This window comes from Bacillus sp. SJ-10, assembly GCF_002843505.1.
Classification (GTDB): domain Bacteria; phylum Bacillota; class Bacilli; order Bacillales; family Bacillaceae; genus Bacillus; species Bacillus velezensis.
Window position 1 is genome coordinate 2,223,656 of sequence record NZ_CP025258.1, and the last position, 22,689, is coordinate 2,246,344.

Sequence of the window (22,689 nt, forward strand, 5' to 3'; positions counted from 1 at the left end):
AATGGGAGTCGACGTAAATGTCATTTTTCAAATCGCCGGAGTCGGTATCGTGGTTGCGTTTTTGCACACCATACTTGATCAAATGGGAAAAAAAGAATACGCCCAGTGGGTGACGCTGCTTGGCTTTATCTATATTTTATTTATGGTGGCGACGATTGTCGATGACCTGTTCAAAAAGATCAAAGCTGTGTTTCTATTCCAAGGATAGGGGGGCTTACAGATTGAGATTGTTCAAATTGTAGGTTTAGGCCTGATCGCTACATTTCTCTCCCTGATCGTAAAAGAACAGAAACCGACTTTTGCGTTTATGATTGTCGTCTTCAGCGGCTGCGTAATCTTTCTTTATCTCATCGACCAGATTTACGACATTATCAGAATGATAGAAAAAATAGCCGTCAATGCAAATGTCAACATGGTTTATGTGGAAACTATTTTAAAAATTATCGGCATCGCCTACATCGCTGAATTCGGAGCGCAGCTTACAAAGGATGCGGGCCAGGGAGCGATTGCTTCGAAAATAGAGCTGGCCGGAAAAATTTTGATACTGGTAATGGCCGTGCCGATACTCACCGTCATTATTGAAACGATTCTCGGACTTATTCCTTCGTGATCATAAATAAAATGGAAAGGGGGGCACAAAAAATGAAGCGCTTTCGGTGGGCGGGAGCTTTTTTGTTCATCCTCTTATTTTTTCAGACTGAATGTGTACAAGCTGCCGGAACAGACGGTGCGTCGCAGGAAACCGCAGTTCACCAAGAATCCGCTGATGAAGTGGCGAAAAAGCAGGCCGAAGCGCTGAAAACAGAAGGCATCGGAAAGTTTTGGGACGACATCATGACAGAATACGGCGGTCTTCTGCCTGAAAGCCAAAAGGGAAGCATCATCGACTTTATTAACGGAGAAAAAACGTTCTCACCGGAGGCATGGCTGAAGGCTTTATTTTCATACTTGTTTCATGAAGTGCTCGCAAACGGAAAGCTTCTGGGAACTTTGATTCTTCTCACCATTTTTTGTGTCATTCTGCAGCTCCTGCAAAATGCGTTCCAGCAGAGCACCGTCAGCAAAGTGGCTTATGCAATCGTCTACATGGTGCTGATTATTCTCGCTTTAAACAGCTTTCATGTTGCCGTCAATTATGCCAGTGAAGCGATCCAGACGATGACAAGCTTCATTCTCGCGCTCATCCCGCTTTTACTTGCGCTTTTGGCGTCTTCCGGGGGAGCCGTCTCCGCAGCTTTTTTTCACCCCGTTATTTTATTTCTGATGAATACGAGCGGCCTTCTCATTCAAAACATCGTCATGCCGCTTATCTTCCTGTCAGCGATTTTAAGCATCGTCAGCACGATGACGGATCAATATAAAGTCACGCAGCTTGCCAATCTGCTCAGAAATATCGCGATCGGCGCGCTTGCCGTATTCCTCACCGTGTTTCTCGGCGTCATCTCCGTACAGGGGGCTTCGGCTGCCGTGACGGACGGGATTACGCTCAGGACTGCAAAATTTATAACAGGCAATTTTATTCCCGTACTCGGCCGGATGTTTACGGATGCGACGGATACGGTCATCAGCGCCTCGCTCCTATTAAAAAACACCGTGGGAATCCTCGGAGTCGGAATTTTGATCTGCATCTCCGCGTTTCCGGCGATCAAAGTGCTCTCGCTCGCTTTTATTTATAAGCTCGCGGCCGCTATTCTGCAGCCGCTCGGAGGCGGGCCCGTCATTACGTGCCTCGGCGTCATCAGCAGAAGCGTACTGTATATTTTCGCGGCGCTCGCCATCGTCTCTCTCATGTTTTTCCTCAGCATCACAGTCATTATTACAGCAGGCAACCTCACCATGATGATGAAATAAAGGAGGCCCATTGGATATGAGCTTTTTAACAGAATGGCTGACAAGCATTATTTTATTTATCTTATTCGCCATCGTCATCGACATGCTGCTGCCCAGCTCCAGTATGCAAAAATACGCAAAGATGGTTGTCAGCCTGCTGTTAATCATTGTCATGCTCAACCCGATATTCAAACTTTTCAAAACAGACCCGGAAATCATCTTCGATTATTTGACAAAACAAGAGCAATCTCAATCCGCTGATATAAAAAATCAAATCAAATCAGAAAAAAAAGAAATACAAGCATCAAACCGCGCATATGTTTTAGAAGAAATGGCTGTCCAACTAAAAAAGAAAGCGGAGGAGATGTTCAGTCATGACGAATACAAAATAGACGACATCCGCCTTACAGCGGAAGAACAGGTTCGTTCAGAAGAAGATGTAAAAACGATCAGCGTGTATATGGCCCCATCTTCTGAAAAAACCGTGCAAACCGTCGCACCGATCGACATCCGCACAGACCGCAAATACGAACCGGAAGGCGCAGCCGACAAAAAAGAGGCCGCAGACATCAAAGGAAAACTTGCGGATATATGGGAAATCGGCAGTGAGAAAATTACGGTTTATATGGAAGGCGGGGAGAAAAACGGCCATGAATAAAAACGGACTATGGACCATACTCAAAAAACAGCTGATGATCGGACAGGCGAAAGACGGAGAAAAACCAAAACTGACAAAATATCATTACTTTCTGTTCGTGTTTGTGCTCGGGGTATCTTTTATGCTGGTCAGCCAGCTGTTCTCTTCACCGGAGAAAACCGGGAAGGACCAAACGGCGCAGACCGTCATGTCCGGCCGAACGGAAGACAAAAGCGGGCAAAAAAGCGCACCCGTTTTTAAGGCATCGAAAGACGGCAGCGCCAAAACCACGATCGATGATTACGAAAGAGACTATGAAAACCAGCTGAAAGAAATCCTTGAAACGATTATCGGCGTGGAGGATGTCTCAATTGTCGTAAACGTAGACGCAACATCTTTGAAAGTGTTTGAGAAAAATAAAACGAAAAAAGACACCACCACTGAAGAAACCGATAAAGAAGGCGGCAAAAGAAGCGTAACCGATCAAACCTCTGAAGAACAAATTGTCATGATTCGAAACGGGGACCAGGAAACCCCGGTCGTCGTCCAGACGAAAAAGCCCGATATCCGCGGTGTACTCGTTGTCGCTCAGGGAGTGGACAACGTTCAAATAAAAAAAACCATCATTGATGCCGTCACAAGGGTGCTCGATGTTCCGAGCTATCGTGTAGCGGTTGCCCCTAAAAAAATCAAGGAGGATTCATAAATCATGCTGAAAAAACAAACGGTTTGGCTTTTAACAATGCTCAGTCTCGTCGTGGTATTAAGTGTTTATTATATTATGTCGCCGGAAAGCAAAAATGCCGTGCAGATGAAAAGCGAAAAAAGCAGCGGAGAAGTCGCCACTGAAAAAACGCCGGCTCCTGAAACGAAAGATAAGAGCGGAAGCGGCACGGAAAAAGAAGACGGCACAAAAGGAACGAAAGATTCTAAAGGCACAAAAGAGGATAAAGAAACATCAGCCGAAGCATCGGACAAAGACGGATCGGTTGCCACAGAAACAGCTGATGAAAACTTATTTACCGCATACCGTATGGAACTTGAAGACGCGAGAAGCAAAGAAAGGGAACAGTTAAACAGCATTGTTTCAAGCGATGATGCGACCGCAAAGGAAAAAAGCGAAGCCTACGATAAAATGACGGCGCTGAGCAATGCTGAAGGGACGGAAAAACAGCTGGAAACGCTGATTAAAACACAAGGCTACAAAGATGCGCTCGTGGATGCTGAAGGAGACAAAATCAACATTACCGTCATGTCTGACAAACATTCAAACGCAAAAGCTTCCGCTATCATTGACCTGGTGGAAAAAGAAATCAAGACGATGAAAGACGTCGCCGTCACGTTTGAACCGACAAAGTAAGAGACCTGAACCGCCCGCACCCGCTGCGGGCTTTTCTGATGTCATTTTAGATCAGTGTTGAATTTACACAAGCGCTCCTGTAAGATAAACATAGTATGTACTTTTAGTAGCAACCCATAAATTTCTATTTTTTATACATAGGAGTGGAAACTGATGTTAAAAATCAACGAAATTCATGAACTGATAAAAAGAATCGATGAATCTTCCATCGACGAATTTGTTTACGAAATTGAAGGCGTAAGCCTAAAACTGAAAAAAAATGAAGCGCCGGCAGTGAATGTAACGGGACAAGCCCAAGCCGTTCCCGCCGCTTACGCACCTGCTCCGCAGGCTGCAAAACCGGAAGCGCGTGAAGCCGCTCCTGCTCAGGAAGCGCCGAAACAAGACGAAAACCTGCACAAAATTACGTCTCCGATGGTCGGAACGTTTTATGCTTCTTCATCGCCGGAAGCCGGCCCTTACGTAAACCAAGGTTCAAAAGTGAGCGAAAATACAGTTGTTTGTATCGTAGAAGCAATGAAACTCTTTAACGAGATTGAAGCCGAAGTAAAAGGAGAAATCGTTGAAGTGTTAGTTGAAAACGGCCAGCTGGTCGAATACGGACAACCTCTATTTCTTGTAAAAGCTGAGTAAGGAGACCTGCTATTATGATTAAAAAGCTATTGATCGCCAACCGAGGAGAAATCGCCGTCAGAATCATCCGGGCCTGCAAAGAGCTGGGCATTGAAACTGTAGCCGTTTATTCTGAGGCAGATAAAGACGCCCTGCATGTCCAAATGGCCGATGAGGCTTTTTGTATCGGGCCGAAAACATCAAAAGAAAGCTATTTAAATGTAACGAACATCGTCAGCGTCGCAAAGCTGACCGGCACGGATGCGATTCATCCGGGATACGGGTTTTTAGCTGAAAACGCCGACTTTGCCGAGCTGTGCGAGGAATTAAACGTAACGTTTGTCGGCCCTACGGCTGACGCCATTTCAAAAATGGGAACAAAAGATATCGCGCGCGACACGATGCAGCTGGCGGGCGTGCCGATTGTGCCCGGTTCAAAAGGAATCATAAAAAATACGGAAGAAGCGGTTTCGCTTGCAGGTGAAATTGGGTATCCTGTCATTATAAAAGCCACTGCGGGCGGAGGCGGAAAAGGCATCCGGGTCGCACGCACAGAAGAAGAACTGATCAAAGGCATTGAGATTACCCAGCAGGAAGCCGCTACGGCATTCGGAAATCCGGGTGTGTACATCGAGAAGTACATCGAAGATTTCCGCCATGTTGAAATTCAGGTGCTTGCGGATAATTACGGAAACACGATCCATCTCGGAGAGCGTGACTGTTCTATCCAAAGACGTCTGCAAAAACTTCTTGAAGAGTCACCGTCACCTGCGCTTGATTCTGAAATCAGGGAGCAGATGGGCGAAGCAGCGGTAAAAGCAGCTAAGGCCGTCGGTTACACGGGAGCCGGCACAGTAGAATTCATCTATGACTACAGAGAACAGCGCTACTACTTCATGGAAATGAACACGCGTATTCAAGTAGAGCACCCTGTCACAGAAATGGTGACGGGAACGGATCTGATCAAAGAACAGATCAAAGTGGCATCCGGACAGGAGCTTTCGCTCAGACAGGAAGACGTTGAATTTAACGGCTGGGCGATTGAATGCCGCATCAACGCTGAAAATCCTGCGAAAAACTTCATGCCTTCACCCGGTAAAATTAACATGTACCTGCCGCCGGGCGGACTTGGCGTACGCGTGGATTCAGCCGCATATCCCGGCTATTCGATCCCGCCGTACTATGACAGTATGATTGCTAAAGTCATCACATACGGAACAACGCGTGATGAGGCAGTCGCACGGATGAAACGCGCGCTGAGCGAATTCGTGATTGAAGGTATTGAAACGACGATTCCGTTCCATTTGAAACTGCTTGAACACGAAACATTTGTCAGCGGAGAGTTTAATACAAAGTTTTTAGAAACATATGATGTAATGGGCTCATAATTTTTGCGGGAGGTGAATTGAATGGAAGACAACAGTGTGCTTAAAATGGATCATGATGAGGCTCATTTAGGCAAGGTTGAAATTGCTCCTGAGGTCATTGAAGTCATTGCCGGCATCGCCGCTTCCGAAGTTGAAGGAGTTGCTGAAATGCGCGGCAATTTCGCCACGGGCGTCGTAGAACGCTTCGGCAAAATCAATCACGGCAAAGGCGTAAAGGTCGATTTAGCCGATGACGGGATTACCATCGACGTCTATTGCGTCGTTCAATTCGGGATCTCGATCCCGAAAGTGGCGGCAAGCGTTCAGGAGAATATCCGACAAACCTTATTAAACATGACGTCTCTTACCATTAATGAAATCAATATTCATATCGTCGGCATTCAATTTGACACGAAAGCCCAAGAAGTCGAAATCGACGAAGAAATGTAATGAGCGTATAAAAACCAAGGGGATGGGCAGCCCTTTGGTTTTTTATACGTTTCCCGTCATTTCAGGCATGAAGAAAGCCGGCTTACAAACGGCAGCCGAGTTTCTTCATGCTGTGAAATCCGAATGAAATTAATACGGTTTGTGAAAATATTCGGCATTAGGGTGAAAAAACCTAAATTTCGACATGCGATTGAGAAAAAAATATGTTATGATCTCTTTAAGCTTAACGACAAGCGGATAAAGCGGATCTGAAGGAGAAAGAAAATGAAAAGAAGAACAGCTAGAGAAAAAGCTTTGCAGGCACTTTTTCAGATTGATGTCAGCGATATTGCACCGAACGATGCCATTGAGCACGCGCTCGATGGTGAAAAAACAGATGCCTTCTTTGAACAGCTGGTGTACGGAGTGATCGAACATCAGGTTCAGCTTGATGAAATGATTTCCGGCCATCTCGTCAATTGGAAGCTTGACCGGATTGCAAACGTAGACCGCGCGATCCTGCGTCTGGCGGTGTATGAAATGGTTTATTCTGACGACATTCCTGCTAACGTGTCATTAAACGAAGCAATCGAGCTGGCAAAACGGTTCGGCGACGATAAAGCTGCAAAATTCGTAAACGGGGTTCTTTCTAACATTAAAACTGATATCGAATCATAGGAGGAAAGAAAATGACTGCAACAATCATCGACGGAAAAGAAACGGCTAAAGAAAAACGCGAACAATTGGCAAAAGAAGTAGAAGAGCTGAAAGCACAAGGCGTAGTGCCTGGCTTGGCGGTCATTTTAATCGGAGACGATCCCGCTTCTGTTTCATATGTGACAGGCAAGAAAAAAGCCGCTGAAACAATGGGAATGAAATTTAAGCTTGACCGCTTTGACTCAAGCTTAACCGAGGCGGAGCTTTTAACAGTGATTGATCAGTATAATCAAAATCCGGAATTCCACGGCATTCTCGTCCAGCTGCCGCTCCCGGATCATATTTCTGAAAAAGCCGTAATCGAGCGGATCTCCCCTGATAAGGATGTTGACGGTTTCCACCCTCTCAACGTCGGGAAAATGCTGCTTGGCGAAGATACATTTCTTCCATGCACGCCGCACGGAATTGTCGAGTTACTGAAAAAGACGAACGTAGATCTTTCCGGCAAAGAAGTTGTTGTAGTCGGACGAAGCAATATTGTCGGTAAACCGGTCGGCCAGCTGCTGCTGAACGAAAACGCGACCGTCACATATTGCCATTCCCGCACGAAAAATATGTCTGAGCATACGAAAAAAGCAGATATTCTTGTGGTAGCGGTCGGTAAAGCGAACTTCATCAAAGCCGATCAAATCAAAGAGGGCGCCATTGTCATTGATGTCGGCGTCAACCGTCTCGAAAGCGGAAAACTCTGCGGAGACGTTCAGTTTGATGAAGCGAAAGAAAAAGCATCTTTCATTACGCCGGTGCCGGGCGGAGTAGGTCCGATGACCATCACAATGCTTGCGCATAATACTGTTAAATCTGCCAGACGTACGTTATCATAGATAACCGGAGACAGTCACAAAAAGTGTGACAATGAGCACGATACCCGCTTCTTAAGGCTCCTTTCAGCCAGAGCGGGTTTTCTTAGTTTAGGGCAAAAAGCCTTTATGAAAGGAGTGCAGGATGTGAGTGAAGCGGCATATGTCACGGTTTCCGCGCTGACCAAATACATTAAACGAAAATTCGATGTGGACCCTCATCTTGAGGACATTTGGATTAAGGGTGAGCTCTCCAATGTTAAAATCCATACGAGAGGCCACATTTATTTTACATTAAAAGATGAGCATGCCCGCATGCAGGCCGTCATGTTTCAGAGGCAAAGTTCGAGGCTTGCGTTTAAGCCCGAGGACGGAATGAAGGTCATCGTAAGAGGCGGTATCTCCGTCTATGAACCGAGCGGAAGCTATCAGCTGTACGCGAAAGAAATGCAGCCGGACGGTGTGGGGGCGCTCTACTTAGCATATGAAGAATTAAAGAAAAAACTTGCCGGCGAAGGGTTGTTTGATGACCGGCATAAGCAGGCCATCCCCGCTTTTCCGGCTACGATCGGGGTCGTCACGTCACCGACGGGAGCAGCCGTCAGAGACGTCATTACCACACTCAAAAGAAGATACCCCCTTGTGAAAGTCATTGTGCTTCCCGCGCTCGTTCAAGGTGAAAATGCCAGCAGATCGATTGTGAAGCGCATTGAAGAAGCCAATGCACAAAAAATGTGTGACGTCCTGATCGTCGGAAGGGGAGGGGGCTCGATCGAAGAATTGTGGGCATTTAACGAAGAAATCGTGGCCCGGGCGATTTTTGCTTCCGCCATTCCGATTATATCAGCCGTCGGACATGAAACAGATTTTACAATCAGTGATTTCGTCGCGGATATCCGGGCGGCAACGCCGACAGGAGCGGCAGAAATCGCCGTTCCCCACACGACGGACTTAATGGAACGGACAAAAACGGCGGAAGTCCGCCTGACAAGAGCGATGCAGCAGCATATCAGCAAGAAAAAAGAACGGGTCCAATCGCTCCAGTCATCCTACGCGTTCCGTTTTCCGAAACGATTGTATACCCAAAAAGAACAGCAGTTTGACCTTTTGTATCAGCAGTTCCAATCACAGCTCACAGGGCTTACGGACAGGAAACAAAGGCAGCTGGAGCGGAATACGTACAGATTAACGGCGCTCCACCCTGAAACCCAGCTGAAACAGGCGAAAAAACGGTACGAGGAGCGCTCAAATCAGCTCGCCCGAAGCATGAATGTCCAGCTGAAGCAGCTTCATTCGCAGTTTCAGACGGTTCTTGGTAAACTGAATGCATTAAGTCCCCTTCAGGTGATGGAGAGAGGATACAGTCTGGCCTATAAAGACAAAGAGCTGATCAAAAGCGTTGATCAAGTGGAACAAAATGATACGCTTGAAGTAAAGATGACAGACGGCGTTCTGACGTGTGAAGTATTGCAAAAGAGAGGCGAACGAAAATGACAGAAACCAAAAAAAGTGAAGAGCTGACATTTGAAGAGGCGATGAAAGGCCTTGAAGGCATTGTGGCAAAGCTTGAAGAAGGAGACGTGCCGCTGGAGCAGGCGATTAATTATTTTCAGGAAGGGATGGCCCTTTCAAAAATGTGCCATGAAAAGCTTCAGCATGTCGAAAAGCAAATGGACTTTATTTTAAAAGATAACGGAGAACTTGCACCTTTCAGCGTTCAGGAGGAAGACGAAGGTGACAAATAAACTGGACGCATTTTTAGCATCGCGCAAACAACTGATTGAACAGCAGCTTTCTTTATATACAGAACGGCTTGCGATGCCGGAAACCCTCAAAAAATCTATGCTGTATTCTTTGGAAGCGGGCGGAAAGAGGCTGCGCCCCCTCGTCGTCTTAGCCGTTCTGAATGCTTACGGAAAAGATGAAAAAGACGGGATTCCGGTTGGGTGCGCTGTCGAAATGATTCATACGTATTCTTTAATCCATGATGATCTTCCTTGCATGGACGATGATGATCTGCGCCGGGGAAAGCCCACAAACCATAAAGTCTTCGGAGAAGCGGCGGCCGTATTGGCCGGAGACGGGCTTCTGACAGAAAGCTTTAAATTGATCACATCTTACGTGTCTGAGGCGGTTTCAGCAGAAAAACGCCTCCGTCTCGTCGATGAGCTGATCAGCGCGGCAGGAACGGAAGGAATGGTCGGCGGGCAGGCTGCCGACATGGAAGCGGAACAAAAGCGGATAACGCTTGAGGAGCTTGAATCCATCCACGAGCGGAAAACGGCCAAGCTCCTCGGTTTTTCCGTGACGGCGGGCGCCATTTTGGCAGATGCACCGGAGGATGAAGTCGAAAAGCTCCGTTTGTTCAGCAGCCATATCGGCATCGGATTTCAAATCAGAGACGACATCCTTGATATTGAAGGGCATGAGGAGAGGATCGGCAAACCGGTCGGCTCAGACACGTCGAACGAAAAATCAACGTATCCATCGCTTTTAACGCTTGAAGGCGCGAAAGAAAAGCTTGCGTATCATATCAGCGAGGCGAAACAGATCATCACCGGCCTTTCTCTTCAGAAAGAATTGCTGCATGACCTCTGTGATTTAATCGCGGCGAGAGATCATTAAAAACAGTCCTGATTTGAAGGGGCTGCCGCTCCTATGGTAAAATGTAAGCAGTTTCGATGAAAATACAAAGGGAGTCTTTTTCTTTTTTCAAAAAGACACTGTTTAATTTGCAGAAATTCATGCTGAAAGTGAGTTGATCCGCTTTGGATCTTTTATCAATACAGGACCCGTCATTTCTTAAAAAGATGTCAATTGAAGAGCTGGAAGAGCTGAGTGAGGAGATCCGCAATTTCCTCATCACATCGCTGTCTGCCTCTGGCGGCCATATCGGGCCGAACCTCGGGGTTGTCGAGCTGACAATTGCGCTTCACAAAGAATTTGACAGTCCGAAAGATAAATTTTTATGGGATGTCGGACATCAGTCCTATGTTCATAAACTGTTAACCGGACGCGGTAAGGAGTTTGAAACCTTGCGCCAATATAAAGGGCTTTGCGGTTTCCCGAAACGCAGCGAAAGCGAACATGACATATGGGAAACAGGCCACAGCTCAACCTCGCTCTCAGGCGCGATGGGAATGGCTGCCGCCCGTGATATTAAAGGATCGAAGGAATATATCATCCCGATTATCGGAGACGGCGCTTTAACCGGAGGAATGGCGCTTGAAGCGCTGAACCATATCGGTGATGAGAAAAAAGACATGATCGTCATCCTGAATGATAATGAGATGAGTATTGCGCCGAATGTCGGGGCGATTCATTCTATGCTGGGACGGCTTCGGACTGCCGGCAAATATCAATGGGTAAAAGACGAGCTTGAATATTTATTTAAGCGCATCCCGGCCGTCGGCGGAAAATTGGCCGCCACAGCGGAACGGATAAAAGACAGTTTGAAATATATGCTTGTGTCAGGCATGTTTTTTGAAGAGCTGGGCTTTACGTATTTAGGCCCGGTTGACGGTCATTCCTACCACGAACTGTTTGAAAACCTGCAATACGCCAAAAAAACGAAAGGCCCTGTCCTGTTACATGTCATTACGAAAAAGGGCAAAGGCTATAAACCGGCTGAGACCGACACAATCGGCACATGGCACGGAACGGGTCCGTATAAAATCAATACGGGTGATTTCGTCAAGCCGAAAGCCGCGGCGCCTTCATGGAGCGGACTTGTCAGCGGCACCGTGCAGGAGCTGGCGCGTGAGGATGACAGAATTGTCGCGATTACACCGGCCATGCCGGTCGGCTCTAAACTGGAAGGGTTTGCGAAAGAATTTCCTGAACGCATGTTTGATGTCGGAATCGCAGAACAGCATGCGGCGACGATGGCGGCTGGAATGGCGCTCCAAGGCATGAAGCCGTTTCTTGCGATTTATTCGACCTTTTTGCAGCGGGCGTACGATCAGGTCGTCCATGACATCTGCCGTCAAAACGCGAATGTATTTATCGGCATTGACCGCGCCGGTTTGGTCGGCGCTGACGGGGAGACACATCAAGGCGTCTTTGACATCGCCTTTTTGCGGCATATACCAAACCTCGTTTTAATGATGCCGAAGGATGAAAATGAAGGCCGCCATATGGTCAATACAGCCCTTAATTATGAGGAAGGTCCGATCGCGATGCGCTTCCCGCGCGGAAACGGGCTCGGCGTAAAGATGGATAAAGAGCTGAAAACCATTCCGATCGGAACATGGGAAGTGCTCCGTCCCGGAAAAGACGCGGTCATTTTAACATTCGGTACGACCATTGAAATGGCGCTGGAAGCGGCTGAAGAACTGCATAAAGAAGGCCTGTCCGTGCGTGTCGTGAATGCGCGGTTCATAAAACCGATTGATAAACAAATGATGAAGGCCATTCTTAATGAAGGTCTGCCGATTTTAACGATAGAAGAAGCCGTGCTTGAAGGCGGATTCGGCAGCACGATTCTTGAATTCGCTCATGACCTCGGCATGTATCATACACCGATTGACAGAATGGGCATCCCAGACCGGTTTATTGAACACGGCAGCGTAACCGCCCTGCTTGAAGAAATCGGTCTCACGAAGGCTGAGGTTATGAACCGGATCAAACTGCTGATGCCGCCGAAGACACATAAAGGAATTGGATCATGACAGCAAAAAAAGAACGATTAGATGTACTTCTTGTAGAAAAAGGACTTGCGGAAACGCGGGAAAAAGCGAAACGCGCCATTATGGCGGGCATCGTTTACTCAAATGAAAACCGATTGGACAAACCGGGTGAAAAAATCGCCCGGGATCTTCCGTTAACGGTAAAAGGAAACCCTCTTAAATACGTCAGCAGAGGCGGATTAAAGCTTGAAAAAGCCCTGGAAGTGTTTCCCGTCTCGGTAAAAGGCAAAACGATGATTGACATCGGCTCGTCTACAGGGGGATTCACGGATTGCGCCCTCCAAAACGGAGCCGAGCGGTCCTACGCAGTGGATGTCGGCTATAATCAGCTTGCTTGGAAGCTCAGACAGGACGAGAGGGTCGTCGTCATGGAACGGACGAATTTCCGCTATTCCGAGCCTTCCGATTTCACAGAGGGTTTGCCGGAATTTGCGACAATCGATGTTTCTTTCATCTCACTCCGCCTCATTCTGCCGGTTTTAAAAACGCTGCTTGTACCGGGGAGCGATTGTATCGCACTGGTGAAGCCGCAATTTGAAGCCGGACGGGAATCCGTCGGAAAAAAAGGCATTGTCAGAGATCCAGGCGTTCATACTGACGTTCTCCGCCGCATGAATCAATTTGCCGCTTGTGAAGGATATACAGTGAAAGGACTGTCCTTCTCACCGATTACAGGGGGAGACGGCAATATTGAGTTTCTGCTTCATTTGGAATGGGGCGGAGAAGACGGAAACGGCGCTGAACTGCCGGAAGAAGACATTCTCCGTACCGTCCGCGAAGCACATGAAACATTAAAAGCCAAAAAGACAGATGTACCGGAATAATAGGGGGCTATTATTCCTTTTTTCTGCCATCATGTACTTTTTATCAAGAAGCGGTTAACATAATGACAAGAACAGCTTGAAAACAGAGGTGCTTACATGACAAAAGGCCAAAGGCATATAAAAATCAGAGAGCTTATTACAAGCCATGAGATTGAAACACAGGATGACTTAGTTGACATGCTGAGAGAAGAAGGGTATAAGGTAACCCAGGCGACTGTTTCCAGAGACATTAAAGAGCTGCATCTCGTAAAGGTGCCGACGAATAACGGCTCCTATAAATACAGCCTGCCGGCGGATCAGCGGTTCAATCCGCTGTCAAAACTGAAGCGTTCATTAATGGATGCGTTCGTAAAAATTGACTCAGCAAGTCATATGATCGTATTAAAAACGATGCCGGGGAATGCTCAGGCAATCGGCGCTCTGATGGATAATCTCGAATGGGAAGAAATCATGGGAACGATCTGCGGAGATGACACGATCTTAATCATCTGCAGGACGCCTGAAGATACGGAAGGCGTACAAAGCCGTCTTTTGGAGCTGCTGTAGCGTAATTATCAGATAAAAGGTGGAATGCTGTTTGTTAGCTGAACTATCAATAAAAAACTTTGCCATTATAGAGGAACTGACGATTTCGTTTGAGCGGGGGCTCACCGTCCTGACGGGAGAAACAGGGGCCGGCAAGTCAATTATTATAGACGCCGTTTCCCTATTAGTCGGCGGCCGCGGCTCGTCTGAATTTGTCCGTTACGGTGAAACAAAGGCCGAGCTTGAAGGACTGTTTCTATTGGACAGCGGTCATCCCGTTTTTGAAGTATGCCGTGAGCAGGGAATAGACGCATCTGACGACATGATTGTCATGAGAAGGGACATTAATGCCGGAGGAAAAAGCGTCTGCCGTGTCAACGGAAAATTAGTGACGATTGCGGCTTTGAGGGAAATCGGCAGACTTTTATTAGATATTCACGGACAGCATGATAACCAGCTGTTAATGGAGGACGATAAACACTTAGAGCTGTTGGACAGGTTTGCGGGCGCTGAGGCCGAATCCGCGCTTCAGGCTTACCATGAAGGCTATGAGCGTTATATGAAGCTGCTCAAAAAAGTGAAGAAGCTGTCAGAAAGCGAGCAGGAAATGGCGCATCGGTTAGACCTGATTCAATTTCAGCTTGAAGAAATCGAGTCGGCGAAGCTTGAATTGAATGAAGACGAGCTTCTTCAGGAAGAGCGGAAGCAGATATCCAACTTTGAAAAAATTTATGAATCATTGCAAAACGCCTATAATGCGCTCCGCAGCGAGCAGGGGGGGCTTGACTGGGTCGGAATGGCCTCTGCCCAGCTTGAAGATATTTCGGATATCAATGAACCGCTGCAAAAGCTGTCAGAAAGCGTGTCAAGTTCCTATTATCTGCTGGAGGATGCAACCTTTCAGATGCGCAATCTGTTAGATGATCTGGAATATGACCCGGAACGGCTGAATTTTATTGAAACCCGTTTAAATGAGATCAAACAGCTGAAGCGCAAATACGGAGCGACGGTAGAAGACATTTTGGAATACGGCTCCAAAATAGAAGAGGAAATCGATCAAATCGAGAACCGCGACAGCCACCTTGAAGCGCTGAAGAAGGAATTGGAGTCGGTCGGCAAAGATGTGGCCGTAGAAGCCGCCAATTTATCAAAAATCAGAAAAGCATGGGCTAAGAAACTGGCGGAAGCGATTCATCAGGAATTAAAAAGTCTGTATATGGGCAAATCAACGTTTGATACGGAATTTCTCGTGAAAACCGATCCGTCAGCCAGTGAAGCACCGGTTGTCAACGGGCAGCCCGTGCAGCTTACCCAAAAGGGGATTGACCTTGTGAAGTTTTTAATTTCAACAAACACCGGTGAACCTTTAAAACCGCTGTCAAAGGTCGCTTCCGGAGGCGAGCTTTCACGGGTGATGCTGGCGATGAAGAGTATTTTTTCTTCCCAGCAGGATGTCACCTCCATCATCTTTGACGAAGTGGACACCGGTGTAAGCGGGCGGGTTGCCCAAGCCATCGCAGAAAAAATCCATAAAGTATCGACCGGTTCACAGGTGCTCTGCATTACACACCTGCCGCAGGTTGCCGCCATGGCGGATACGCACCTTCTGATCGCAAAAGAATTCAAAGACGGCCGGACGACAACGCATGTCACGCCGCTTTCCAAACAGGACAAGGTAGCGGAAATCGGCCGCATGATTGCGGGCGTTGAAGTGACCGATCTGACAAAACGGCATGCACAAGAGCTTTTAAAACAGGCCGGACAGGTAAAAACGACAGGATAAGCTGCTGATACAGGCAGCTTATTTTTTTGTTCCATTTCTCTAACAGTGTATCCAATGTTTTTCTTCGTATGCCGGTTATAAATCAAGCGCAGGAAGGCAAAAGTATAGATGTAGCAGAAAAAGAAAGTGGTGTGGGATAGGAGCGAGGAGAGTGAAGGAATGAATGCACGATAACATGAGGAAAGCAATAGGTGTAATTCTCCTTGTTTCTTTACTAAGTGTAGGCTTTTTTAAGCCGTTTAAAGAATATTTACTGATACCGTCAGAAATGAGCGTCTTTGAAAACCAGACACAAGCCGTTCCGGTCAATGCATCAATAAGCGCTGAAAAGGGCGAATTATCAGAAGCCTTTACGCTGAAAGAAGAGCACGGCCATGCAAACATAACAGGGCAAACACAAGGCCGGTCAGAAGTAGTATATGATCTTGCCGGGTTTCCCATTAAAAAAACGAAAGTGCGTGTTCTTCCAGAATTGAAGGTCATTCCGGGCGGACAGTCCATCGGTGTAAAACTGCATTCAGTCGGTGTTTTGGTCGTCGGCTTTCACCAGGTGATGACAAAGGATGGGAAAAAGTCTCCGGGAGAACAAGCGGGAATTGAATCTGGCGACATCATTATTAAAATGAACGGACATAAAATTGAAAAAATGAGCGACATCGCCCCGTTTATTCAAAAAGCGGGCAAAACCGGTGAATCTTTGGATTTATTGGTGAAACGCGATAAGCAAAAAATCAAAACAAAGCTGATTCCGACAAAGGACGAAGCCGAGGGGAAATATCGAATCGGCCTTTATATCCGCGATTCGGCAGCCGGCATCGGCACCATGACATTTTTTGAACCGAAAACAAAAAAATACGGCGCATTGGGCCACGTCATCTCTGATATGGATACAAAAAAACCGATTGTTGTAGAAGACGGAGAAATCGTCCGTTCAACTGTAACATCGATTGAAAAAGGAAAAGGCGGCAATCCAGGCGAAAAACTGGCAAGGTTTTCGTCAGAACGGAAAACGATCGGCGATATTAACCGCAACAGCCCGTTCGGCATTTTCGGGAAACTGCATCAGCCGATTAAAAACAACATTTCCGACAAAGCGCTTCCGATTGCTTTGTCAAATGAAGTAAAAAAAGGACCTGCGCAAATGCTGACGGTTATTGAAAACGATAAAGTAGAGAAATTTGATATTGAAATCGTCAGCACCACGCCGCAAAAATTCCCGGCGACAAAGGGAATGGTGTTGAAAGTGACAGATCCGAAACTGCTGAAAAGAACCGGCGGAATCGTTCAGGGGATGAGCGGAAGCCCGATCATCCAGAACGGAAAGGTCGTCGGAGCCGTAACCCACGTATTTGTCAATGATCCGACAAGCGGCTACGGCGTTCATATCGAATGGATGCTGTCTGAAGCGGGTGTTGATGTTTACGGGAAAGACAAAGCAAGCTGACTGCCGGATGATCCGGCAGTTTTTTTATGTGATGCGTTCTTCACTTCTTTCCTGGATTCATGTAAAATAAGACATGAAGATTTTTCGACAAATTCACGTTTCCTGATTTGTCAAACTTAATTTTTAGTCGAAAAACCTAGAAAATGCTAGAAAAACAAAGATATACCACTATTATTGGTAAATATGGATTTTTTAAAAGGGGAAGTAGTGGTTTTGTCGAATGTAACATGTAGCAGTCAAATGGGTTGCGTCCTGTTAATACATTGGGGGAGGAAGAAACGTGGAGAAAATTAAAGTTTGTGTTGCTGATGATAATCGAGAGCTTGTAAGCCTGTTGAGTGAATATATAGAGGGACAGGATGATATGGAAGTGATCGGCGTTGCTTATAACGGACAGGAATGTCTTTCTTTGTTTAAAGATAAGAATCCTGATGTACTCGTTTTAGACATTATCATGCCGCATCTGGACGGACTTGCGGTTTTGGAGCGTCTGCGGGAATCAGAGCTCGAGAAGCAGCCGAACGTCATCATGCTGACGGCATTCGGTCAGGAAGACGTTACGAAAAAAGCCGTCGATTTAGGCGCGTCCTATTTCATCCTGAAGCCGTTTGATATGGAAAACCTTGTCGGCCATATCCGCCAGGTAAGCGGAAATGTCAGCAGTGTCACACACCGTGCGCCGTCCGCGCAAAGCAGCATTATCCGCAGCCAGCCGGAGCCGAAGCGGAAAAATCTCGATGCCAGCATTACAAGCATTATCCATGAGATCGGTGTGCCTGCCCATATCAAAGGCTATCTTTATTTGCGTGAAGCCATTTCCATGGTGTATAACGATATTGAACTCCTCGGCAGCATCACAAAAGTCCTTTATCCCGACATCGCCAAAAAATTCAACACGACCGCAAGCCGTGTAGAACGGGCCATCCGCCACGCCATTGAAGTCGCATGGAGCAGGGGAAATATTGATTCCATCTCTTCACTGTTCGGATATACGGTAAGCATGACAAAAGCAAAACCAACCAATTCAGAATTCATCGCGATGGTTGCTGACAAGCTGAGATTGGAGCATAAAGCTTCGTAACAAGCTTTTGGCTAAATGTCTTTTTCGCGCCTTCTATTCCGTGCATGAACGCGGAAGAGAAGGCGTTTTGAAATTTTGCTGACGAAAACAATGGGAATCACTCACGCCGGTACTTGTTCTATACATAAATGCGGGGTTTATGCCGTCTACACGTATAATACCGGGGCTGATATTTTAATGATTTTGCCGTCTCTGAAATAAAAGCGGGGGACGCGGCGGCTTAACACAGATAGGACTTCGTAGCTGATCGTACCGAGCATTTCGGCAATTTCATCAACGGAAATCTCGGCTCCTTGTTGTTTACCGTAGATGACGACTTCTTCTCCTTGTTTGCCCTCATTCTCACCTAAACTGACCATGATCATATCCATTGTCACTCTCCCCGCCACCGGCACCCGTCTGCCGCGGTGAAGAATAAACCCGCGGTTGGACAGGGCGCGGGAGTAACCGTCAGCATAGCCGATCGGAATCGTCGCGATGATTTCACCCGGTTCGGCGATATATGTGGCGCCATAACTGACGGTCCGGGGATCTGTCACCATAGCTTTCACATAAGCGATACGCGCCTTTAAACTTAGCGCGGGTGTGAGATCCACGAGGTTCAGTTCCTTTATCGAGGCGGACGGATATAAACCATATAACCCAATGCCTAAACGGATCATGTCGGCGCTGAATTCCGGGAATGCGATAGCGGCGGCTGTGTTGCACATATGCACGGTAGGCAGCGTAATGTCTTGATTTTTTAAAAAGCGGAGAAAGCTGATAAACTTTTCATGCTGCAGCATCGTCAGCTCAGTGTCCGGTTCATCCGCTGTTGAAAAATGTGTAAAGATGCCATCCCATGACAGGTATGTACTCGACTTGAGCGCTTTCACCACTGCTAAAAGGTCTTCTTCCGTACGCACACCCAGCCGGCCCATTCCGGTATCCACATTGATATGAATGGACAGCCGTTTCGAATCTGCTTCTTTTTCCAATATCCGATTCGCTTTTTTGATCCAGCTGACCTGAAACGCTGATAATGTTATGTTCCAAACGGCAGATTTTTTCACACAGCTGAGAGCTGTGAAGCCGAGCACAAGAATAGGTGCCGTAATTCCCGCTCTCCGTAACACAATTCCCTCTTCGACGCTGGCGACAGCGAGCTCGCTCGCCCCGCTTTCCAGTGCCTGCCGCGCTACTTCCACAGACCCGTGGCCATAAGCGTTGGCTTTTACGACGGCCATAATTTTAGACGTATTCGGAATATGGCGGCGGATCGCCCGTACGTTCTTTTTTATCGCATCAAGGTCAACTTCAATCCAAACTTCCCGGCAAAGTTTTTTCATCACGATTCCTTCTTTCCTTAATGAGATTCAGTACTCATGCTTTCAATCTGCATTCTATTCATCTTGAACTGAAATCATTCAAAACATGGAAAGGTGATCGCTGATGTTTAAAAATCTAGTTTTCGGGAAATCAGTGAGCCTGCTTTATTTATGCTGAAAGGGCTGCTTGTCAGCCCTTAAATTGACTTTACAATATTCTGATCTGAAAATTGATGTTCAAACATTTTGGTGTGGCTCACAGCATTGTTTTGAATGACAATGCCGATATTTCCCCCTCCGGCACCGAAAACGGTTTTTGATGCAGTCAGCGGACTGATGGATATGGCGCCGCCAACATTGACAACTCCGTTTCCTGATACGTTGTTTATCGTAATCGGGCAACCGCTCATTCTATTTTTTCTCCTTTCTCTCACAGTCTACTAACTATATGTACGCTGTGATATGGAAGAAGATTAAACAAAACGGCAAAAAGAATCCGGCTGCTGCCAGCCGGAAAGGGAGGGAAATACGATGTCATAATGTTTTCGTGACATTTTGATCAGAGTATTGAGAGCTTGAAGATTGAGATGTACTGGATTGATTCATTTGCAGGACCAACCCTGTATTTCCCCCTCCTGAGCCGTAGACGGTTTTTGATACGGTTAAAGGACTTATCGAAAACGCACCGCCGACATTGACAACCCCGTTTCCGGAAAGACTGTTAATCGTAATAGGAAAACCAGCCATCATATACGGTCTCCTTTCTATTAATCTATTTACTATATGTACGCTGTGTGTTAGAAATAGGAGTAAACAAAGCGGTAAAAACTTGTGAATCAAAAAAACTGCCGGACATCCGGCAGTTTTTTTAGTCTACTTTTCAAACGGCACCCAGCCGCCTGTATTCTGAATCATTTCCCATAACGGTTCAGGAAGTCGGTATTTCTCAATTTCAGATGCTTGAATGGCTTTTTCGATTTCCTGTTCGCGGCCTTCTTTGACCAGCACCGCCCATTCGGGGTTAATCAAAATGACACGTCCCAGAGCCACCAGCGGAATTCCGCTTTCTAATACGGCAAGCGCTTCGTCCGCGGTATAGATGGAACCGACGGCCATCAGCGGCACTTTATGGCCGACGCGTTCGTTTAATAAATCCATCCGGGTCCGTGAAGTATCCGCCCCGCGGCGGGCTTTGGAATTGACATCCATCAGTGAAATATGCAGATAATCCAAGTTCTCTTCCGCAAGCGCGTCGGCGAGCATGAATGTTTCTTTCATTGTAAGCCCCGGTGTTTCCGGCTCTTCCGGTGACAGGCGGTAGCCGAGAACGAATGGATTTTCAGCGTGTGTATCAATTGCCTGTTTGACAGCGTCAACGACTGCAAGCGGGAACGCAAGGCGCTTTTCATCGCTTCCGCCCCAGCGGTCTGTGCGCCGGTTTGTTTTCGGTGAATAAAATTGGTGAATCAGGTACCCGTTTGCCCCGTGAATTTCAACACCGTCAAAGCCGGCTTCAATCGCTCTGCGTGTCGCTTCGCCGAATGCTTTCACGATGTGCTCAATTTCTTGTTCGGTGAGAGCCCGGGACGTTTGTCTCCCGTCTTCTTCTGAGCCGCTCGGACTGACGACGTCGTTGTTTGGCACGAGTTCAGGAGGGCATTCCAATCCTCCGTGGTGAATCTGCACAACGGCTTTCGCTCCTTGAGACTGGATCGCCTGAGCGAGTTTTTTCAAGCCGGGAATGTGAGAATCATCATAGATGCCGGGCTGGCCTGGAAACGCTTTGCCGTCTGGCGTTACGTTTGCACATGCCGTAATGACCATGCCCATTTCTTTTGAACGGGGAGTAATGTAGCTTAATTCACGGTCGGAAATCGTTCCGTCATCATTTGATGAATAGTGTGTCATGGGTGCGACTGAAATACGGTTTGGTATGGTGACGCCGCTTTCGAACGTAAAAGGTTCAAACAGCGGTTTATAAGTTTGCTTCATCATTTCGCCTTCTTCCTTAGGAGTTTAACTCGTCCGTATTCTAGCTTATGTTTTAATTGTGTGCAATTATTTTGCTTGTTCTTCTTCCTGAGGTTATGACCGGCTGAACCATTTAAACGAATGAAACGGTTTTCTCCGTTCCTTTTCAGGATCTTTATATCCTCCTGAAATTTGATGGCCGATCGAGCTGAATATGACAGCGGCGGCGAAGAGGAGAATGATTTTTTTCATATGCATATCTTCTTTCTTATCTTTTACAAGGTTATTTATAAGCATACGCTTGTGCGAAAAAACCGTCAATTTGTTTATTCTTTTTTCCACTTTCCTGCGGCGAATATCGTTCCGATCTGAATCACAACACTTAACAGAGCGCACACTGCCACAACTGTGTTGCTGTCCATAGAAGACACCCTCCTTTTTGTTAGGTTGATGTATCATATGACAGCTGTCTCTGTTTTGACAAAACCGTAATGCGGTGTTTCATATTTTTCAACACAAAAAGGGCGCTTTTTTAAGCGCCTTTACTTTTTTTTCAGCCGGTTCAAAGCGATTTGAACGGCGATGGCGTCATCCAGGTAGCCGATCGGAAACATGTAATCCGGAATGACGTCGGTCGCTAAAATATAATACAGCAGCGCGCTCCCGAGAATCGCGCGGTCTTCAGCCGGTGTTGATTCATCCATATACTGATGATGCATGTTTTTCAAATGATCAATAAAAGGGCCGACGCTTTCTTCATTGTCCATTTTCTTTTGAAACTCATCGCAAATCAGGCGATGGCCCTGCTGGGTTTTGGCATATTGTTCATATCTGGTCAGTTCGCGTTCAATTTGCTCCCGGGAAAAAGGCTGATCAAACATCTCGGCCATATTCAGCATATCCTGAATCGCGTGCATCGGGTCTTGCGGCGCAGCTTCTTTTTCATGGCCGATGTCTATGCCTGACGCCTCAAGCAATTCCTCCAGCGGGGTGCGGAGATGTTTTGAAAATTCCTGAAGATGCTTTAAATTGGCCTTCTGCTTGCCGTTTATAATCCGGGAGATGGTGGCCGTATCAATGTTTGTTAAGGCGCCGAGTTTTCTCATGGAGAGCGAGTGCTTATCAAGCAGTGATTTTAAAAGGGGCCCCAGTGTCTTATTTTTATTTTCTGTCAAGGGTGTCACCTCGTTTCCGCCGGAATGATGATCATTAATCAATAATTTTTGCAGAAAAGGTACCTTTTCTGTGCGGCTGAATAGGATAGTGTAGATTCAACGGCACAACATGTTGAAAAGAAATCAAAGAATGGAGAGA

The 22,689-nt window shown here is 46.8% G+C and carries 26 protein-coding genes; 20 read left to right on the forward strand and 6 right to left on the reverse strand.

Features of this window, described 5'->3' with window-relative positions; translation table 11 throughout:
- Nucleotide 1: 1 nt before the first annotated feature.
- From spoIIIAC to spo0A, 20 genes are all read left to right on the forward strand, one after another.
- On the forward strand, nt 2–208 hold the full coding sequence (gene spoIIIAC / locus CXL14_RS11450) for a stage III sporulation protein AC (protein ID WP_003153142.1): 207 nt from the start codon (nt 2–4) through the stop codon (nt 206–208).
- 12 nt (nt 209–220) lie between these two features.
- Nucleotides 221–610 carry a stage III sporulation protein AD gene (gene spoIIIAD, locus CXL14_RS11455; protein WP_071392571.1) on the forward strand — a complete coding sequence of 130 codons (390 nt, stop codon included), beginning with the start codon at nt 221–223 and terminating at the stop codon, nt 608–610.
- Nucleotides 611–642: 32 nt separating this feature from the next.
- Nucleotides 643–1,851, forward strand: coding sequence for a stage III sporulation protein AE (gene spoIIIAE / locus CXL14_RS11460; RefSeq protein WP_003153145.1), 1,209 nt, complete (start codon nt 643–645; stop codon nt 1,849–1,851).
- A gap of 16 nt (nt 1,852–1,867) precedes the next feature.
- On the forward strand, nt 1,868–2,488 hold the full coding sequence (gene spoIIIAF / locus CXL14_RS11465) for a stage III sporulation protein AF (protein ID WP_014418359.1): 621 nt from the start codon (nt 1,868–1,870) through the stop codon (nt 2,486–2,488).
- Nucleotides 2,481–3,173, forward strand: coding sequence for a stage III sporulation protein AG (spoIIIAG, locus tag CXL14_RS11470; protein ID WP_014418358.1), 693 nt, complete (start codon nt 2,481–2,483; stop codon nt 3,171–3,173). Before spoIIIAF ends, spoIIIAG begins: the two co-directional genes overlap by 8 nt.
- Nucleotides 3,174–3,176: 3 nt before the next feature.
- Nucleotides 3,177–3,827, forward strand: coding sequence for a SpoIIIAH-like family protein (locus CXL14_RS11475; RefSeq protein WP_007408346.1), 651 nt, complete (start codon nt 3,177–3,179; stop codon nt 3,825–3,827).
- A gap of 153 nt (nt 3,828–3,980) precedes the next feature.
- Entirely contained in the window at nt 3,981–4,460 is a 480-nt protein-coding gene (gene accB, locus CXL14_RS11480; protein ID WP_007612510.1) for an acetyl-CoA carboxylase biotin carboxyl carrier protein, read from the forward strand.
- A 14-nt stretch (nt 4,461–4,474) separates the two neighbouring features.
- Entirely contained in the window at nt 4,475–5,827 is a 1,353-nt protein-coding gene (gene accC / locus CXL14_RS11485; RefSeq protein ID WP_007408348.1) for an acetyl-CoA carboxylase biotin carboxylase subunit, read from the forward strand.
- 21 nt (nt 5,828–5,848) lie between these two features.
- A complete protein-coding gene (locus CXL14_RS11490) occupies nt 5,849–6,256 on the forward strand; it encodes an Asp23/Gls24 family envelope stress response protein (RefSeq protein WP_003153156.1) in 408 nt (135 codons plus the stop codon).
- Between the two features lie 264 nt (nt 6,257–6,520).
- Nucleotides 6,521–6,913: a transcription antitermination factor NusB gene (gene nusB / locus CXL14_RS11495; RefSeq protein ID WP_007408349.1), complete on the forward strand. Its 393-nt coding sequence runs from the start codon at nt 6,521–6,523 to the stop codon at nt 6,911–6,913.
- Between the two features lie 11 nt (nt 6,914–6,924).
- On the forward strand, nt 6,925–7,776 hold the full coding sequence (gene folD, locus CXL14_RS11500; protein WP_007408350.1) for a bifunctional methylenetetrahydrofolate dehydrogenase/methenyltetrahydrofolate cyclohydrolase FolD: 852 nt from the start codon (nt 6,925–6,927) through the stop codon (nt 7,774–7,776).
- A 123-nt stretch (nt 7,777–7,899) separates the two neighbouring features.
- Nucleotides 7,900–9,246, forward strand: coding sequence for an exodeoxyribonuclease VII large subunit (gene xseA, locus CXL14_RS11505; protein WP_003153166.1), 1,347 nt, complete (start codon nt 7,900–7,902; stop codon nt 9,244–9,246).
- Nucleotides 9,243–9,497 (forward strand): exodeoxyribonuclease VII small subunit, encoded by a 255-nt coding sequence (locus CXL14_RS11510; RefSeq protein WP_007408352.1) that lies wholly within the window; start codon nt 9,243–9,245, stop codon nt 9,495–9,497. The genes xseA and CXL14_RS11510 overlap by 4 nt, the downstream gene beginning before the upstream one ends.
- The gene (locus tag CXL14_RS11515) at nt 9,487–10,377 is read left to right on the forward strand and encodes a polyprenyl synthetase family protein (protein ID WP_014418355.1); all 891 of its coding nucleotides are present in this window, start codon (nt 9,487–9,489) and stop codon (nt 10,375–10,377) included. Before CXL14_RS11510 ends, CXL14_RS11515 begins: the two co-directional genes overlap by 11 nt.
- Before the next feature lie 143 nt (nt 10,378–10,520).
- Nucleotides 10,521–12,422 (forward strand): 1-deoxy-D-xylulose-5-phosphate synthase, encoded by a 1,902-nt coding sequence (dxs, locus tag CXL14_RS11520; RefSeq protein ID WP_014418354.1) that lies wholly within the window; start codon nt 10,521–10,523, stop codon nt 12,420–12,422.
- Nucleotides 12,419–13,264, forward strand: coding sequence for a TlyA family RNA methyltransferase (locus CXL14_RS11525; RefSeq protein ID WP_014418353.1), 846 nt, complete (start codon nt 12,419–12,421; stop codon nt 13,262–13,264). The genes dxs and CXL14_RS11525 overlap by 4 nt, the downstream gene beginning before the upstream one ends.
- A 96-nt stretch (nt 13,265–13,360) precedes the next feature.
- Nucleotides 13,361–13,810, forward strand: a complete 450-nt coding sequence (gene ahrC, locus CXL14_RS11530) for a transcriptional regulator AhrC/ArgR (RefSeq protein WP_003153173.1) — start codon at nt 13,361–13,363, stop codon at nt 13,808–13,810.
- Nucleotides 13,811–13,841: 31 nt separating this feature from the next.
- Nucleotides 13,842–15,572, forward strand: coding sequence for a DNA repair protein RecN (gene recN, locus CXL14_RS11535; RefSeq protein WP_007408359.1), 1,731 nt, complete (start codon nt 13,842–13,844; stop codon nt 15,570–15,572).
- A 163-nt stretch (nt 15,573–15,735) separates the two neighbouring features.
- Complete coding sequence (gene spoIVB / locus CXL14_RS11540) at nt 15,736–17,016, forward strand: SpoIVB peptidase (protein ID WP_014418352.1); 1,281 nt, start codon at nt 15,736–15,738, stop codon at nt 17,014–17,016.
- Nucleotides 17,017–17,296: 280 nt separating this feature from the next.
- A complete protein-coding gene (gene spo0A, locus CXL14_RS11545) occupies nt 17,297–18,097 on the forward strand; it encodes a sporulation transcription factor Spo0A (protein WP_003153177.1) in 801 nt (266 codons plus the stop codon).
- A 146-nt stretch (nt 18,098–18,243) separates the two neighbouring features.
- Here the strand turns inward: spo0A and alr are convergent, their stop codons facing one another.
- The 6 genes from alr to CXL14_RS11570 all read right to left on the reverse strand — a co-directional run bounded on the left by alr (nt 18,244) and on the right by CXL14_RS11570 (nt 22,550).
- On the reverse strand, nt 18,244–19,425 hold the full coding sequence (gene alr, locus CXL14_RS11550) for an alanine racemase (RefSeq protein ID WP_007408361.1): 1,182 nt from the start codon (nt 19,423–19,425) through the stop codon (nt 18,244–18,246).
- A gap of 176 nt (nt 19,426–19,601) precedes the next feature.
- A complete protein-coding gene (locus CXL14_RS11555; protein ID WP_014418351.1) occupies nt 19,602–19,814 on the reverse strand; it encodes a spore germination protein in 213 nt (70 codons plus the stop codon).
- Between the two features lie 124 nt (nt 19,815–19,938).
- Nucleotides 19,939–20,151 (reverse strand): spore germination protein, encoded by a 213-nt coding sequence (locus CXL14_RS11560; protein WP_029973891.1) that lies wholly within the window; start codon nt 20,149–20,151, stop codon nt 19,939–19,941.
- A 126-nt stretch (nt 20,152–20,277) separates the two neighbouring features.
- On the reverse strand, nt 20,278–21,396 hold the full coding sequence (locus CXL14_RS11565) for an NADH-dependent flavin oxidoreductase (protein ID WP_032863662.1): 1,119 nt from the start codon (nt 21,394–21,396) through the stop codon (nt 20,278–20,280).
- 93 nt (nt 21,397–21,489) lie between these two features.
- Nucleotides 21,490–21,627 carry a hypothetical protein gene (locus CXL14_RS20185; RefSeq protein ID WP_014470646.1) on the reverse strand — a complete coding sequence of 46 codons (138 nt, stop codon included), beginning with the start codon at nt 21,625–21,627 and terminating at the stop codon, nt 21,490–21,492.
- Nucleotides 21,628–21,917: 290 nt separating this feature from the next.
- Nucleotides 21,918–22,550 carry a helix-turn-helix domain-containing protein gene (locus tag CXL14_RS11570; protein ID WP_014418348.1) on the reverse strand — a complete coding sequence of 211 codons (633 nt, stop codon included), beginning with the start codon at nt 22,548–22,550 and terminating at the stop codon, nt 21,918–21,920.
- Nucleotides 22,551–22,689: the final 139 nt, after the last annotated feature.